This window comes from Duganella violaceipulchra (genome assembly GCF_019166075.1).
Taxonomy (GTDB): Bacteria; Pseudomonadota; Gammaproteobacteria; order Burkholderiales; family Burkholderiaceae_D; genus Rugamonas; species Rugamonas violaceipulchra.
On record NZ_JAHTGR010000002.1, the window covers coordinates 194971 to 208619 of the forward strand.

Genomic DNA, 13649 nt, shown 5'->3' on the forward strand with positions numbered 1-13649 from the left:
GTCACCACTCTCATTTTCCGGAATCGTCATGGCTACAACCCCTATGGAACTGCTCCCCGAAGACACGCCGGACGAGCCGACGCCGCTCACCGGTCTCGACCTGGAAAAGCGCAGCCACCAGATCTTCCCCACGCTCAGCGCGGCCGACATCAAGCATATGCACCGCTTCGGCCGCGTGCGCCATTTCAACGACGGCGAGCTGATCTTCGAAGCCGGCAAGACCAGCTTCGGCCTGATGCTGGTGCTCAAGGGCGGCATCGAAGTGAGCCGCTACGACGGCCTGGGCAATACTTCCTACATCACCACCCACACGCCGGGCCAGTTCAGCGGCGAAGTCTCGCAGCTGTCGGGCCGGCCGTCGCTGGGCAACGGCCTGGCGGTCGGCGCGGTCGAGGTGCTGGAGCTGCCGTCCGAATCGCTGCGCGCGCTGCTGGTGGCGCACGCCGACCTGGGCGAGCGCATCGTGCGCGCGCTGATCCTGCGCCGCGTCGGCCTGATCGAGCAGAACTCCGGCGGCCCGGTGATCGTCGGCCCGCGCGGCCACGGCCGCATCCACACGCTGCAAAGCTTCCTGTCGGCCAACGGCCACCCGCACAGCGTGCTCGATCCGGAACTGGACCAGCAGGCCGCCGACCTGATGGCGCACTACCAGCCCAAGCCGGAAGAGCTGCCGCTGGTGGTGTGCCCGGACGGCGTGGTCAAGAAGAACCCGACCGTGGTCGAGATCGGCCGCTGCCTCGGCATGCTGCCCGAGATCGACAGCGAAAAGATCTGGGACGTGATCGTGGTCGGCGCCGGTCCCGCCGGCCTGGCGACGGCGGTGTACGCCGCGTCCGAAGGCTTGTCGGTGCTGGCGCTGGAAACGCGCGCCTACGGCGGCCAGGCCGCCGCCAGCGCCCGCATCGAGAACTACCTGGGCTTTCCCACCGGCGTCTCCGGCCGCGCGCTGGCCGGCCGCGCCTACGTGCAGGCGCAGAAGTTCGGCGTCGAGGTGGCGATCCCGGCCCCGGCCGGCCGCTTGATCTGCGACACTTATCCGCTGCAGGTGGAAATGTGCGGCAGCCTGCAACGGCTGAAGGCGCGCACCGTGGTGCTGTCGTGCGGCGCGCGCTACCGCCGGCCGTCGCTGGCCAACCTGCGCCAGTTCGAAGGCAAGGGCGTGTACTACTGGGCCTCGCCGATCGAGGCCAAGCTGTGCAAGACCGAAGAGATCGTGCTGGTCGGCGGCGGCAATTCGGCCGGCCAGGCGGCGGTGTTCCTGGCCAGCCACGCGGCCAAGGTGCACATGCTGATCCGCAAGGACAGCCTGGCCTCGACCATGTCGAGCTACCTGATCGAGCGCATCCAGGCCACGCCCAACATCGAGCTGCACACGCAGACGGAAATCGTCGCGCTGGAAGGCGACGACGATGGCTTGAAGCAGGTGCGCATCCGCGGCATGAAGAGCGGCGAGGAATGCGACTACGACGTTTGCCGCGTGTTCCTGTTCATCGGCGCCGATCCGAACACCGACTGGCTGGGCGACTGCGGCGTGGACGTCGACGCCCACGGCTTCATCCGCACCGGCTTCGACGTCACCAAGGCCCAGTGCAAGGCCAACTTCTCCAACGGCGTCTATCCGCGCGAGCTGCCGTCGCGCGCGGCGCTCGAGACCAGCGTGCCCGGCGTGTTCGCCATCGGCGACGTGCGCGCCGGCTCGACCAAGCGGGTCGCCGCAGCGGTGGGCGAAGGCGCGGCCGTGGTCTCGCAGATCCACGCCTTCCTGGCCAACCTGCCGGCCGACAAGGTGTTCAGCTAAAGCGTTTAGCCAGATCGGGCACTAGCCCCGCCCTGGCAGCGCCAGCAAAGCAATTGCGCTCCAGACGCCATGATGGAGCGGCCCGGTCTTGGTGAACTTGTCACTCGGCTATCGCCAGCCGGTCCAAGTTAGCCTGCGCCTGTTTCAGCTCGCCGAATTTCTCCTTCGTGAAACCGGCCTGGCGCATGACCAGAAAGAACACGTTGACGTCCACCCCGCGCTAAAGCATGGGAATTCCTGCTGCCAGCGTCGCACGTCCGCGACGGAGAATGTTTAACGCAGCATTGAGATCACGATCATGTTCTGCACCGCAATCGCAGCATCGCCACTCTCTTACTCCAAGGTCTGCGATACCTTTCGGCCTTGTTTTGGGCATCGCGCCACAATTCGAGCAGACCTGGGTGGTAAAACGTTCGTCCACTTCCTCGAACCATGCGCCATGCTTAACAGCCTTGTACGCCAGTTGACTGCGAAGGGACGACCAGCTTGCATCAAGAACAGATTTCGCCATGCTGGTTTTGGCGAGCGCCGCAGCATTAATGTTGCCAACAATGATGTAGTCGAAGTCGCGCACTATGCGGGCGGAAAGCTTGTGAAGAAAATCGCTGCGACAATTAGCGATCTTGGCATGGATGGCCTTCACCCGTCGTGCCTTGCGCGCACGTTGCGCCACCGCCAGCGCAGCCTCGGCATCACGGTAGATGTGCGGTGCTGCAATCTTGTCACCGTTCGACAGCGTGGCAATGTCCTTCAGGCCCAGATCGATGCCGATGCCGCGCACCGGAACTCTCGCAGGTGACGTCACCACTTCCAGCGCAATGTTCAGGAACCAGTTGCCCCGGCGATCACGGGAGAAGTTGGTACCATCGAGGATTTTCCCCTCGGGTAGCGGTCGTGAGTAAAACACCCGAAAGGTGTTGCCGGCGAAGCGGAAGGCATTGCCCTCCCGCTTCAGTTCACGGCCCTTGATCGGTACCCAGCCCAAGGACTTTCGGCCACGGTAACGCAAATACGCACGGCGCGACAGCGTGCGCGATTTGGCGTACTGCTGACACACATCGTTAACCGTACCTGAATGTAATTTCAGTTCCTTGCTACAGCCGGTGGTCAGCTTAATCAGATCAAACCCTGTATGCCAGCGGCGATTGAAACGCAGTGCATCCTTCTGCCTGTCATTGCAGTAGTTCCAAACGAAGTTCACCATCCGTGCCTGTTGATTCAACAGACCGGTCAACGATTTCACGCGATAGCGGTAAACCAGTTTCATGTTTGTTTGACCAGCAGAGTTAGAACTGGTTCCCGTTTTAAGCAACCCGAGTTCGACTGCTTCAGCTTGGCTTTTTATAAGCAAGATTATTAGCTATCGAGACCTAATCCGGCTGGCTCGCCCACTGCCGCATTGGCGTGCTTGCGTGCAGTCGCCACCAGCACCCAATCCTGCTCGTCGGTAAGTAAGCGCCTGGACAAAGTAAAGGCCATACCGATGGTAGCTCATATCAAACACTGTGCCCGGCGGACAAGGACCGTCACCGCGCGGCTCGGCCTTACCTATCTCTTAGTTTTTCAGCGAATCCTTACTGCGGGGCGCCAGCGCACCTGCGGCGGCGTCCAGCGCGTTGATCTCGAAGTCGCCGTCATCGACCACCCGCTCCCAGCCCTCGAACTTGCCCATGCCGCGCGTGCGGGCGATCGACAGCAACAGGCTCTGGCCCGGCGCCGGGCGTTCCGGCTGCAACTGGTAGACCGGATCGGCAAACGCCTGCGCCGGCGTGGTGATGGTCCAGCCCATGTCGACGAACAGCTGGATCACGTCCTTGAGCCACAGCGCGTTGATCAGGTTGTGGTGCATCAGCATGACCTGCGGGATATCGCGCCCCTCCAGCTTGCGCGACAGGTCGCGGTAGGCGATGGCGCGCTGGCGCACGTGCGACAGGTAGGCTTGCCTGATCGGCGCGATGTCGGCCTTGGGGTCGGCGCGCAGCACCTCGTTCAATTTTTGGTCCAGCCGCCAGTCGCTGGTGTCGAGGCTGACGTAGCCGTTGCGATAGCCGCTCTGCTTGAGGAAGGCCCGCATGCCGTCGCGCTTTTCCGGCGTATTGCCTTCGCGCAGAAAGGTGTAGCGGAACCACTTCCGATACCCCGGCAAGGTCGACGTGATGCGGTCGCAGTCCTGCACTTCCTGCCGGTACTGTGCCAGGGAAAGCTGGGCGCTGTTCAGGTCCGGATGCGTCATCGTGTGATTGCCGAGCGCGTGCCCCGCCTGCCCCCATGCCCTGGCCAGCGCATAGCCTTCCGGCTTGTCGGCGCCGAAGCCGCAGGTGACGAACAATGCCGCCTGCGCATGGTGCACGGCCAGCGCGTCGAGCAGCGCCTGGTTGCGCTGCTGCGGCGACAGCAGCGGCGTCGTCTCCAGCCCGGGGCCATCGTCGAAAGTGAAGGCCACCGATTGCGCCTGCGAGGTGGAGGCGCACAGCATGGCGGCGATAAGCAAGGCACGGCCAAAGGTCATTATGTGGTTCTCTCCTTGATGCGTTTCAGTTGTGCCGACTGGTAGGCGCCGAAGGCGTCGTTGAACAGGCAGCGTATCAAAGGATCATCGACGATGTCGGCGTCGGGCGGCGCGCCGTTGATGCGCATGTACATCGACGTCAGCGACTCGCCCAGCGCCAGGCCCGCGTACAACTTGGCGATGGGGATTTCGGTCATCCACGTCGGCGCTTCCTCGTCGCCGGCCAGCGCGATGTCGTCGCCGTGGACGTGGTAGCGGAACTGCCGCGCCACGCCGTCATGGTCATAGACCGACAGCTGCCAGACGCAGGGCGTTTCGAAGTAGCTGTCCGGCGTCAGTTCCATGTCGCGGTATTTTTCGAGCAGGCCGGTGCGGCAGTAGTCCAGCGCCAGCGCCGTGTGTTCGGCGCTCAGCGGCGCGAAGTGGCGGGCGATGCCGGACGTTGGCGGCGGCGTGATATCGGCGTCGTACTCGTAGTCGACATCCTGCTCGCCGACCGGCAGCACCCATGGCAGCGGCGCGGCTGGCGTCAATCCTTGCGGCGTCAGCGCCACCGACACCGAAGGATTCAAGCGCACGACGGCGGCGCCGGGCAGCCACGCGCCGACCTCGTCGGCGAACTGGCGGTAGGTGATCGGGAACAGCGCGTGGTTGTACCAGGACCACGGCTCCTGCACGAACTGGCAAGAACTCGGCACCACGTAGCGCGGCGCCAGCGCCTGCAGCTGCTCCGGCCACTCTTCGGGCAGCGCGGGTGCGCCGCCCTGCGCGCGCGACGGCGCGATGACGTCGATCTCGCGCATGGTCTGGAACGGCCACAACACCATGTCCCACGGCGCGTAGGGCTTGAGCTGCTCCAGCGTTTCCGGGTCCATCCACGAATCGACCACGTTGAGCACATTCAGGCCGGCGGCGCGGATGTGGAACATCGAATCGACATCGGCGTCCAATGCCTTGCGCGGGATGACTTCGATCGCGCCGACCTGCACCGGCGCATCCACCTTCAGTGTCAGCACGTTGACGAAGCCCAGCTCCCGTATCATCGCGAACAGTTCGTCGAACAGGCAGTACAGGTAGATCGGCGTATCGCGGTCGAGCAGATCCAGGCTCTCCATCGAACAATGGTCGTCATGGAAATGCGAGATGAACACCGCATCCGGTTTCATCCCGCGTATCTGCGCAAGGTCGAAGCGCACGTCGGGGAAGGCGTGGCAATTCCTGCTGAAGGGGTTTTCAAATATGGGATCGAATGCGATCAGCGTGCCATCGCATTCGAAGACATAGCCTGCGTGCAGGATGCGGGAGATTTTTAGCGTCATCCCGCCATGGTATCACCGCAACGGCGTCGGGTAGCTGGCCGGGCTGGCGTTGCCGTCGTTGTCGATCGCTTGCACGCCGAAGTAGTAATTGTCCTTCGACAGCGGCACCGTGAACTCGGTGGCCTTGCCGACGAACTGGCTGCCCTGCCATTCGGCCGACGCGGTGTCGCGCCAGACGATGCGGTAGCCCGCCAGGTCCGGCTCGGCGTTGGCTTGCCACACCAGCTCGGTATCGTTCTGCAGCTTGGCGGTGCGCACCTGCACCTTGGCCGGCGCGGCCGGCGCCAGCGACAGCGAGGACAAGGCCGCCGCGTTCACCCGCGCCACCTGGGCGATGTAGTTGAAGTCGTCGTACTGCGGCAGGTCGCCGATCAGCACGCCGTTCTCGGTGCGGATGTTCTGGTGCTGGTGGTTGAAGTCCTCGGCCGGCTCGGTGAAGCGCAGCGCCGCGTAGCCGCGCTCCAGGAACGGCATGTGGTCGCCGCCGCGCAGGTAGCGGTCGCGCCGCTGGATGACGCTGACCTTGAACTTCGGCACGTAACGCTCGCCCGCCTCCTTCACCGCCCGCGCCAGCTGGCGCGACAGCGAATCGTTCTCGCCGCCGGTCTGGATCAAGGTGCGCACGGTGTCGCTGTTTTCCTTCTGCACCGGCAGGCCTTCGGCGAACAGGCGCACTTGCGTGTTGTCGACCTTGCCGTGCTCGTCGCGCGAGCTGCCGATGATGTCGTTGGTGAACATGCCGGCGATGTTCAGGTTTTTCTGTTTGGCCTGCTCGGCCCAGTGCGCCGCACCCAGCAAGCCCTGCTCTTCCGCCGCCACCGTCATGAAGACCAGGGTGGCGTCGAATTTATACTTGGCCATCACGCAAGCCATCTCCATCACGGCGGCGGTGCCGGAGGCGTCGTCGTTGGCGCCGGGGGCGTCGCCCTTGGCGTCCATGATGTCGGTGTTGCGCGAGTCGTAGTGGCCGCTGACCACGTACATGCGGTCCACCGAGGCGGGCTGCGTGCCCGGCAAGGTCGCCACCACGTTGACGATCTCGGTCGGGCGGCTGATGCGCGCCGAGACCGGCGCGATGTGGCTGTCGAACGCCACTTGCAGGCGGCCGCCCTGGGCCGCGCCGCAGCGCTCCAGTTCGCTCTTGATCCAGCGCCGCGCCGCGCCGATGCCTTCGGTCTCGGAGACCGTGTCCGACATCGTGTGGCGCGTGCGGAAGCCCACCAGCTTGTTGATATAGCCTTCGATGCGGGCCGGAGAAATCTCCTGCACGACCTGGTCGATCTGGGCCTGGTGGCGGCTGGTGTCGGGCGTGGCCGCGACGGCGGGCGCGACGGCCAGCACGGTCAGGGCGGACAAGATGAGCGAATTTTTATGCATCTGCTGTCTCCGGTGAAATGGTCGCAATATCTTCTCACGTAACCATGAGTGATTTTCACCCGGAAACAAATCCTCAACAAAAAAACGCCGGCCTGAACATGTTCAGCACCGGCGTTTCTTGACGGGGATTAATTACTTGGCAGGCGGAGCGGCTGGCGTGGAGGCGGCAGCGGCCTTGTCGGCCTTGGCGGCGGCTTTCGCTGCAGCCTTGTCGGCTTTGGCGGCCGGAGCCGCTGCGGCTGGCGCGCCGTCCAGCGGCTTGCCGTTCACGACCAGGCCGGCCTGCGACAGCTTGACGGCGCTTTTCTCGCCGATGCCCTTCACGCGCTTCTCGAAGTCCGCCCAATCCTTGAAATCGCCTTTTTTGCGCTCTTCCAGGATGGCCTTCGACTTGACCGGACCGATGCCCTTGACCGAGTCCAGAGCGGCGGCGTCAGCCTTGTTGACATCGACCTGCGCGAAAGCGAAGCCCATCGTTACGACCAGGGTCGCAACTGCCAGCAAAATTTTCTTGAACATGTCTCAATCTCCATGAAGGTGGGTGAAAAGCAAGGGCGACAACCGCGCCTTGAACACCCTTAACGGCCAGCCTCGGCGACGGTTGACAGATAATCCATGAAGGTTTTGTGACAAGTATCAAAGCCCGGCCATCAGGCGTTGAACAGCTCCTCGCGCGTGACCGTCGCCGTGCCCAGCTTGCCGACCACGATGCCGCCGGCGCGATTGGCCGTCTGCACCGCTTCGTTCCAGCCGACACCGGCGCCCAGCATGGCGGCCATGGTGGCGATCACCGTGTCGCCGGCGCCGGAGACGTCGAACACCTCGCGCGCCTGCGCCGGCATGTGGAATTGCTCGCCGTCGGTGTACAGGGTCATGCCCTCTTCCGAACGGGTCAGCAGCAGCGCATCGAGTTTCAGCTCGGTGCGCAGCGCCTGCGCCTTGGCGGTCAGTTGCTCTTCGCTGTTCCAGCTGCCGACGATGCGCTTCATTTCCGATTTGTTCGGGGTCAGCACGGTGGCGCCGGCGTAGCGGGTGAAGTCGTCGCCTTTCGGGTCGACCATCACCACCTTGCCGGCGGCGCGCGCCGAGGCGATCATGTCGGCCACGTTGACCAGCGAACCCTTGGCGTAGTCCGACAGTACGATCACGTCGTAGTCGGCCAGCAGCGCCTTGAATTGCAGTAGCTTGTCGCGCAGCACGGTGTCGGTCGGCGCTTCCTCGAAGTCGATGCGCACCATCTGCTGCTGGCGGCCAATCACGCGCAGCTTGATGATGGTGGAGATGGCTTCGTCGCGCTTCAAATAGCTCTGGATGCCGCCGCTGTGCAGCATCTGCTCCACTTCATTGCCGGCCTCGTCGGCGCCGACCACGCCCAGCAGGCCGGCGTATGCGCCCAGCGCCGCGGCGTTGCGCGCCACGTTGGCGGCGCCGCCCAGGCGCGCTTCGCGCTTCTCGATGCGGACGATAGGCACCGGCGCCTCCGGCGAAATGCGGCTGACATCGCCGAACCAGTAGCGGTCCAGCATGATGTCGCCTACCACCAGGATGCGCACTTTATCCAGTGCCGGAGCTTGATAAGTCGTGACGTTGGTGCTCACAGATACCTCGTTAAACGCGGGTCAGGATGGAACGGCCGATGCCGTGGTATTCAAAGCCTGCTTCGGCCATCACTTCCGGCTCGAACAGGTTGCGGCCGTCGAAGATGATGGCTTGCTTCAGCGACGACTTGATGCGGTCGAAGTCCGGGCTGCGGAAGGCCTTCCATTCGGTGACGATCACCAGTGCCTCGGCGGCGGTCAGGGTATCCATCGGCGTGGTGGCGAAGCGGATGCGCGCCATTTCTTCGGCCGTCAGGTCCAGCTCCAGCACGCGCCTGGCTTCGGTCATCGCGACCGGGTCGTAGACCGCCACCGTCGCGCCGCCGTCCAGCAGCTGCTTGATCAGCACGCGGGCCGGGGCCTCGCGCATGTCGTCGGTGTTCGGCTTGAAGGCCAGGCCCCAGACGGCGAAATGCTTGCCGCTCAAATCCTCGCCGAAGCGCTTGACCACTTTCTGGCCCAGCACCAGCTTCTGCTTGTCGTTGACCGCTTCCACCGCGCGCAGGATCAGCAAGTCCTGGTTGTACTGGCGCGCCGTGCGCTCCAGCGCCTGCACGTCTTTCGGGAAGCAGGAGCCACCATAACCGGCGCCGGCGTACAGGAAGCTGTGGCCGATGCGCGGATCGGAGCCGATGCCGTGGCGGACCGCCTCGATGTCGGCGCCCACCTGGTCGGCCAGGTTGGCCAGTTCGTTCATGAACGAGATGCGGGTGGCCAGCATGGCGTTGGCCGCGTACTTGGTGAACTCGGCCGAGCGCACATCCATCCAGAAGGTGCGTTCGTGGTTGCGGTTGAACGGCGTGTACAGCTTCTTCATCAGGCCGTGGGCCTTCTCGCCTTCCGGCGTGCTGTCGCAGCCGATGACGATGCGGTCGGGGCGCATGAAGTCTTCCACCGCCGCGCCCTCTTTCAGGAACTCGGGATTCGACACCACCGAGAACTTGGAGGCGTCGCCGCGCGCGGCCAGCTCGGCCTGCACCGCGGCCTGGACGCGGTCGGCGGTGCCGACCGGCACGGTCGACTTGTCGACGATGACCTTGAACTCGGTCATGTACTTGCCGATGTTTTTGGCGGCGGCCAGCACGTATTGCAGGTCGGCCGAGCCGTCCTCGTCCGGCGGCGTGCCGACGGCGATGAATTGCAGGCAGCCGTGGGCGACCGAGGCGGCGACGTCGGTGGAAAATTGCAGGCGGCCGGCGGCGCGGTTGCGCGCGACCACTTCTTCCAGGCCCGGCTCGTGGATGGGGATGCCGCCGTTATTGAGCAGGTCGATTTTCTTCTGGTCGACGTCGAGGCAGAAAACGTCGTTGCCCAGTTCGGCGAGGCAAGCGCCGGTGACGAGGCCTACATAGCCGGTGCCGATGATGGTGATTTTCATGTTGGTGCTCTTCTTAATTCATGACGTTGAGTTCTTCGGTGCGGCGCGGCGGGTAGGTCTCCCAACGGCTGCATCCAGGGCACTGCCAGTAGAACTGGCGCGCCTTGAAACCACAGTGGCTGCACTGGTAGCGCGCCAGCTTCTGCGTATAGCCGTGTACCAGGTTCTTCACCATCGACAGTTCCGGCACCAGGCTGGCCGGCGCGTCCATCAGGCGCGCCTCCAGCAATTTGTCCAGGCCCAGCAGGGTCGGCGTGCGGCGCAGCTCAGTGCTGACCAGCTGCTTGGCCGCTTCCACGCCGTCCAGCTCCAGCACCGCCTTGTACACCACTTCGATCAGGTCGATCGACGAAGCCTGTTCCAGATAGGACTTGAGCAGGTTGACGCCTTCCTGCGGACGGCCGACCTTGCGGTAGGCGTCCATGATGCGCTGCGCCACCAGCGCCGTGTGCGGCACGCTGATCTGCTCGACGCGGCGCCAGATCAGCAGCGCGCCTTCGACCTCGCCCTGCGCCAGGTGGGCGTCGCCGCTCAGCATGGTGGCGCGCACGTTGACGCGGTCCGCCTGCAGCGATTTCTCCAGCAGCGGCAAGGCTGCTTCCGGATGCATGTGCACCAGCGCGTCCTGCGCCAGCTCGCAGTAGAACTGCGCGATTTCCTTCTGGCGCGATCCGGCGCCGGATTCCTGCAGGCCCAGCGCCGCCTCGATGGCGCGCGGCCATTCCTTCTCGCGCTGGAAGATCTCCAGCAGCGCACGGCGCGCCTGCACGGCGTACTGGCCGCTGACCATGGCGTTGAAGGTTTCCTCGGCGCGGTCCAGCAGGCCGGCCTTCAGGTAGTCCATGCCCAGTTCGTACTGCGCGTGCTCCTTCTGCTCCTGCGGCAGGTCGGGACGCGACAGCAGGTTCTGGTGCACGCGGATCGCGCGTTCGGTCTCGCCACGGCGGCGGAACAGATTCCCCAGCGCGAAGTGCATGTCGGCCGTTTCCGGGTCCATGCGGACGATCTCGATGAAGGCGTCGATGGCCTTGTCCGGCTGCTCGTTGAGCAGGAAGTTCAAGCCCTTGAAGTAACCGCGCGGCAAGGTGCGCGATTCCGATACCAGTTGACGTATGTCGACGCGCGCGGCGACCCAGCCCAGTCCGAAGAAGACCGGGATCCCCAATAACCACCAGAGTTCGAATTCCATGCTTGGTATTTTTTATTGTTTATTGTGTGTTGATGCTGTCCGGCTGCGGCTGGGCGTTGGTTTGCAGCGCGCTCGATTGCAGCGTGGTGATCGTGGTTTTGTGCTTGTTCGTTTCGCGGCGGTGGCGGAACACGGTCGGCGTCAGCGCCAGCACGCCCAGGAAGGCGCCGGCCACAAAGAAGCCCAGCAGCATCAGGACCAGCGGTCCGTGCAGATCATAGTGAAGGAAGAAATGCAGATCGACTTCCTGCGTATTCTTCAAGGCAAAGCCAAAAAACAGGACGAAAAGAACGAATCCAATAATCGTGGATATAAATTTCATTAGCCGGGTTTCCTGTTCAGTATTTCTAAAAAAAAGCGGCATCCGTAGACGCCGCTTTTATTTTAACTCATCAGACGCTTCAGTCCTCAATGATCGGTTGCCCGACCATCGCATCAACCCGCTCGCGCAATTGCTTGCCCGGCTTGAAGTGAGGCACCCGTTTTTCAGGCACCATCACTTTGTCGCCCGACTTCGGATTACGTCCGATACGCGGTGGCCGGCTATTCAGAGCAAAACTGCCAAAACCGCGGATCTCGATGCGTTGACCGGTCGCCAGGGCGTTGGTCATCGCATCCAGAATGGTCTTGACGGCATACTCCGCATCTTTGGCCACCAGCTGAGAATAACGCTCAGCCAGGCGGTTGATCAATTCGGACTTAGTCATCGACTAGTTCTTAGTTCTTGTTATCGAACTTGGCTTTCAACAGCGCGCCCAGGCTGGTGGTGCCCGAAGCTGCGTTGTTGTCGGTCGCTGCCATTTTCTGCATGGCTTCCTGGGTCTCGACGTTGTCTTTCGCTTTGATCGACAGCTGGATGCTGCGAGCTTTGCGATCGATGTTGATGACCAGGGCTTCAACGGAATCGCCAACCTTCAGGTGGGTACCGGCATCTTCCACGCGGTCGCGGGAGATTTCGGAGGCACGCAGGTAGCCTTCAACTTCTTCGGACAGTTGGATCACGGCGCCTTTAGGCTCAACCGATTTAACGGTGCCGGTGACCAGCGCGCCCTTGTCGTTCATGGCTGCGAAGTTGTTGAATGGATCGCCTTCCAGTTGCTTGACGCCCAGGGAAACGCGCTCGCGCTCAACGTCGATGGCCAGAACGATGGCTTCCAGTTCGTCACCTTTCTTGAAGCGACGCACGGCTTCTTCGCCGGTTTCGGTCCAGGACAGGTCGGACAGGTGTACCAGGCCGTCGATGTTGCCGGCCAGGCCGATGAACACGCCGAAGTCGGTGATCGATTTGATCGCGCCACGGACTTTATCGCCCTTCTTGTGGGTCACGCCGAAGTCATCCCATGGATTCGCTTTGCACTGCTTCATGCCCAGCGAAATACGGCGACGCTCTTCGTCGATTTCCAGAACCATCACTTCAACTTCGTCGCCCAGCTGGACAACTTTGTTTGGAGCGACGTTTTTGTTGGTCCAGTCCATTTCGGAAACGTGTACCAGGCCTTCGATACCCTGCTCGACTTCAACGAACGCGCCGTAGTCGGTCAGGTTCGTTACTTTACCGAACAGACGGGTGCTTTGTGGGTAACGACGGGACAGACCGGTCCAAGGATCGTCGCCCAGTTGCTTAACGCCCAGGGACACACGGTTCTTCTCTTGATCGTACTTCAGTACTTTCGCGGTGATTTCCTGGCCAACGGTCAGCACTTCCGATGGGTGACGCACACGACGCCATGCCAGGTCGGTGATGTGCAGCAGGCCGTCGATACCGCCCAGATCCACGAACGCGCCGTAGTCGGTGATATTTTTGACGACGCCGGTAACCACGGTGCCTTCTTTCAGGGTTTCCATCAGTTTCTGACGCTCTTCGCCCATCGAAGCTTCGATGACGGCGCGGCGGGACAGAACCACGTTGTTACGCTTGCGATCCAGCTTGATCACTTTGAATTCGAGGGTCTTGCCTTCGAATGGGGTGGTGTCTTTAACTGGACGGGTGTCAACCAGGGAGCCTGGCAGGAACGCGCGGATGCCGTTGGTCAGAACGGTCAGGCCGCCCTTGACTTTACCATTGACGGTACCGACGACGATTTCGCCCGATTCCATGGCTTTTTCCAGTGCCAGCCACGAAGCCAGACGCTTGGCCTTGTCGCGCGACAGGATGGTATCGCCGAAACCGTTTTCGAGCGATTCGATCGCCACGGAAACGAAGTCGCCTACTTTGACTTCCAGTTCGCCGTGGTCGTTCTTGAATTCTTCAACTGGGATGAATGCTTCCGATTTCAGGCCGGCGTTGACGATCACGAAGTTGTGATCCAGACGAACGACTTCAGCCGAGATCACTTCGCCCGAACGCATGTCTTGACGCGACAGGGATTCTTCGAAGAGGGCTGCAAAACTTTCCATATTAGACATTGTAACTTCCAGGTTACCAACAAGGCTCGCGAATGCGACTTCAGTTGGGTTAGGGTTAATAAACGTTGCGGACAT

The 13649-nt window shown here is 62.6% G+C and carries 12 protein-coding genes; 1 reads left to right on the forward strand and 11 read right to left on the reverse strand.

Going from position 1 to position 13649, the window contains the following annotated elements; genetic code table 11:
* The first annotated feature begins 28 nt into the window (after positions 1-28).
* A complete protein-coding gene (locus KVP70_RS03745; protein WP_217940746.1) occupies positions 29-1798 on the forward strand; it encodes an FAD-dependent oxidoreductase in 1770 nt (589 codons plus the stop codon).
* 220 nt (positions 1799-2018) lie between these two features.
* Here KVP70_RS03745 and KVP70_RS03750 read toward each other — a convergent pair whose 3' ends face one another.
* The 11 genes from KVP70_RS03750 to rpsA form a co-directional block, all read right to left on the reverse strand.
* Complete coding sequence (locus KVP70_RS03750; RefSeq protein ID WP_217940747.1) at positions 2019-3065, reverse strand: RNA-guided endonuclease InsQ/TnpB family protein; 1047 nt, start codon at positions 3063-3065, stop codon at positions 2019-2021.
* Between the two features lie 288 nt (positions 3066-3353).
* On the reverse strand, positions 3354-4307 hold the full coding sequence (locus KVP70_RS03755; protein WP_217940749.1) for a polysaccharide deacetylase family protein: 954 nt from the start codon (positions 4305-4307) through the stop codon (positions 3354-3356).
* Positions 4307-5626, reverse strand: a complete 1320-nt coding sequence (locus KVP70_RS03760) for an MBL fold metallo-hydrolase (protein WP_217940751.1) — start codon at positions 5624-5626, stop codon at positions 4307-4309. The genes KVP70_RS03755 and KVP70_RS03760 overlap by 1 nt, the downstream gene beginning before the upstream one ends.
* A gap of 12 nt (positions 5627-5638) precedes the next feature.
* Positions 5639-7003: a M20/M25/M40 family metallo-hydrolase gene (locus KVP70_RS03765; RefSeq protein ID WP_217940753.1), complete on the reverse strand. Its 1365-nt coding sequence runs from the start codon at positions 7001-7003 to the stop codon at positions 5639-5641.
* Between the two features lie 132 nt (positions 7004-7135).
* Positions 7136-7522, reverse strand: a complete 387-nt coding sequence (locus KVP70_RS03770; RefSeq protein WP_217940756.1) for a ComEA family DNA-binding protein — start codon at positions 7520-7522, stop codon at positions 7136-7138.
* 131 nt (positions 7523-7653) lie between these two features.
* Positions 7654-8601, reverse strand: coding sequence for a D-glycero-beta-D-manno-heptose-7-phosphate kinase (rfaE1, locus tag KVP70_RS03775; protein ID WP_217940758.1), 948 nt, complete (start codon positions 8599-8601; stop codon positions 7654-7656).
* Between the two features lie 10 nt (positions 8602-8611).
* Positions 8612-9979: a UDP-glucose dehydrogenase family protein gene (locus tag KVP70_RS03780; RefSeq protein WP_217940760.1), complete on the reverse strand. Its 1368-nt coding sequence runs from the start codon at positions 9977-9979 to the stop codon at positions 8612-8614.
* A 13-nt stretch (positions 9980-9992) separates the two neighbouring features.
* Positions 9993-11168, reverse strand: a complete 1176-nt coding sequence (gene lapB / locus KVP70_RS03785) for a lipopolysaccharide assembly protein LapB (protein ID WP_217940762.1) — start codon at positions 11166-11168, stop codon at positions 9993-9995.
* Between the two features lie 19 nt (positions 11169-11187).
* Positions 11188-11490, reverse strand: coding sequence for a LapA family protein (locus tag KVP70_RS03790; protein ID WP_217940764.1), 303 nt, complete (start codon positions 11488-11490; stop codon positions 11188-11190).
* Between the two features lie 79 nt (positions 11491-11569).
* Complete coding sequence (locus tag KVP70_RS03795) at positions 11570-11875, reverse strand: integration host factor subunit beta (protein WP_008446215.1); 306 nt, start codon at positions 11873-11875, stop codon at positions 11570-11572.
* Positions 11876-11885: 10 nt separating this feature from the next.
* Positions 11886-13565: a 30S ribosomal protein S1 gene (gene rpsA, locus KVP70_RS03800; protein WP_020705490.1), complete on the reverse strand. Its 1680-nt coding sequence runs from the start codon at positions 13563-13565 to the stop codon at positions 11886-11888.
* Between the last annotated feature and the right edge of the window lie 84 nt (positions 13566-13649).

Excerpts from the sequence above, each read along its gene's own strand:
- KVP70_RS03770 (WP_217940756.1), bottom strand. The coding sequence starts at position 7,522 with ATGTTCAAGAAAATTTTGCTGGCAGTTGCGACCCTGGTCGTAACGATG.
- KVP70_RS03755 (WP_217940749.1), bottom strand. The coding sequence starts at position 4,307 with ATGACCTTTGGCCGTGCCTTGCTTATCGCCGCCATGCTGTGCGCCTCC.
- KVP70_RS03795 (WP_008446215.1), bottom strand. The coding sequence starts at position 11,875 with ATGACTAAGTCCGAATTGATCAACCGCCTGGCTGAGCGTTATTCTCAG.
- KVP70_RS03745 (WP_217940746.1), top strand. The coding sequence starts at position 29 with ATGGCTACAACCCCTATGGAACTGCTCCCCGAAGACACGCCGGACGAG.
- KVP70_RS03750 (WP_217940747.1), bottom strand. The coding sequence starts at position 3,065 with ATGAAACTGGTTTACCGCTATCGCGTGAAATCGTTGACCGGTCTGTTG.
- KVP70_RS03790 (WP_217940764.1), bottom strand. The coding sequence starts at position 11,490 with ATGAAATTTATATCCACGATTATTGGATTCGTTCTTTTCGTCCTGTTT.
- KVP70_RS03780 (WP_217940760.1), bottom strand. The coding sequence starts at position 9,979 with ATGAAAATCACCATCATCGGCACCGGCTATGTAGGCCTCGTCACCGGC.
- lapB (WP_217940762.1), bottom strand. The coding sequence starts at position 11,168 with ATGGAATTCGAACTCTGGTGGTTATTGGGGATCCCGGTCTTCTTCGGA.
- rpsA (WP_020705490.1), bottom strand. The coding sequence starts at position 13,565 with ATGGAAAGTTTTGCAGCCCTCTTCGAAGAATCCCTGTCGCGTCAAGAC.
- KVP70_RS03765 (WP_217940753.1), bottom strand. The coding sequence starts at position 7,003 with ATGCATAAAAATTCGCTCATCTTGTCCGCCCTGACCGTGCTGGCCGTC.
- KVP70_RS03760 (WP_217940751.1), bottom strand. The coding sequence starts at position 5,626 with ATGACGCTAAAAATCTCCCGCATCCTGCACGCAGGCTATGTCTTCGAA.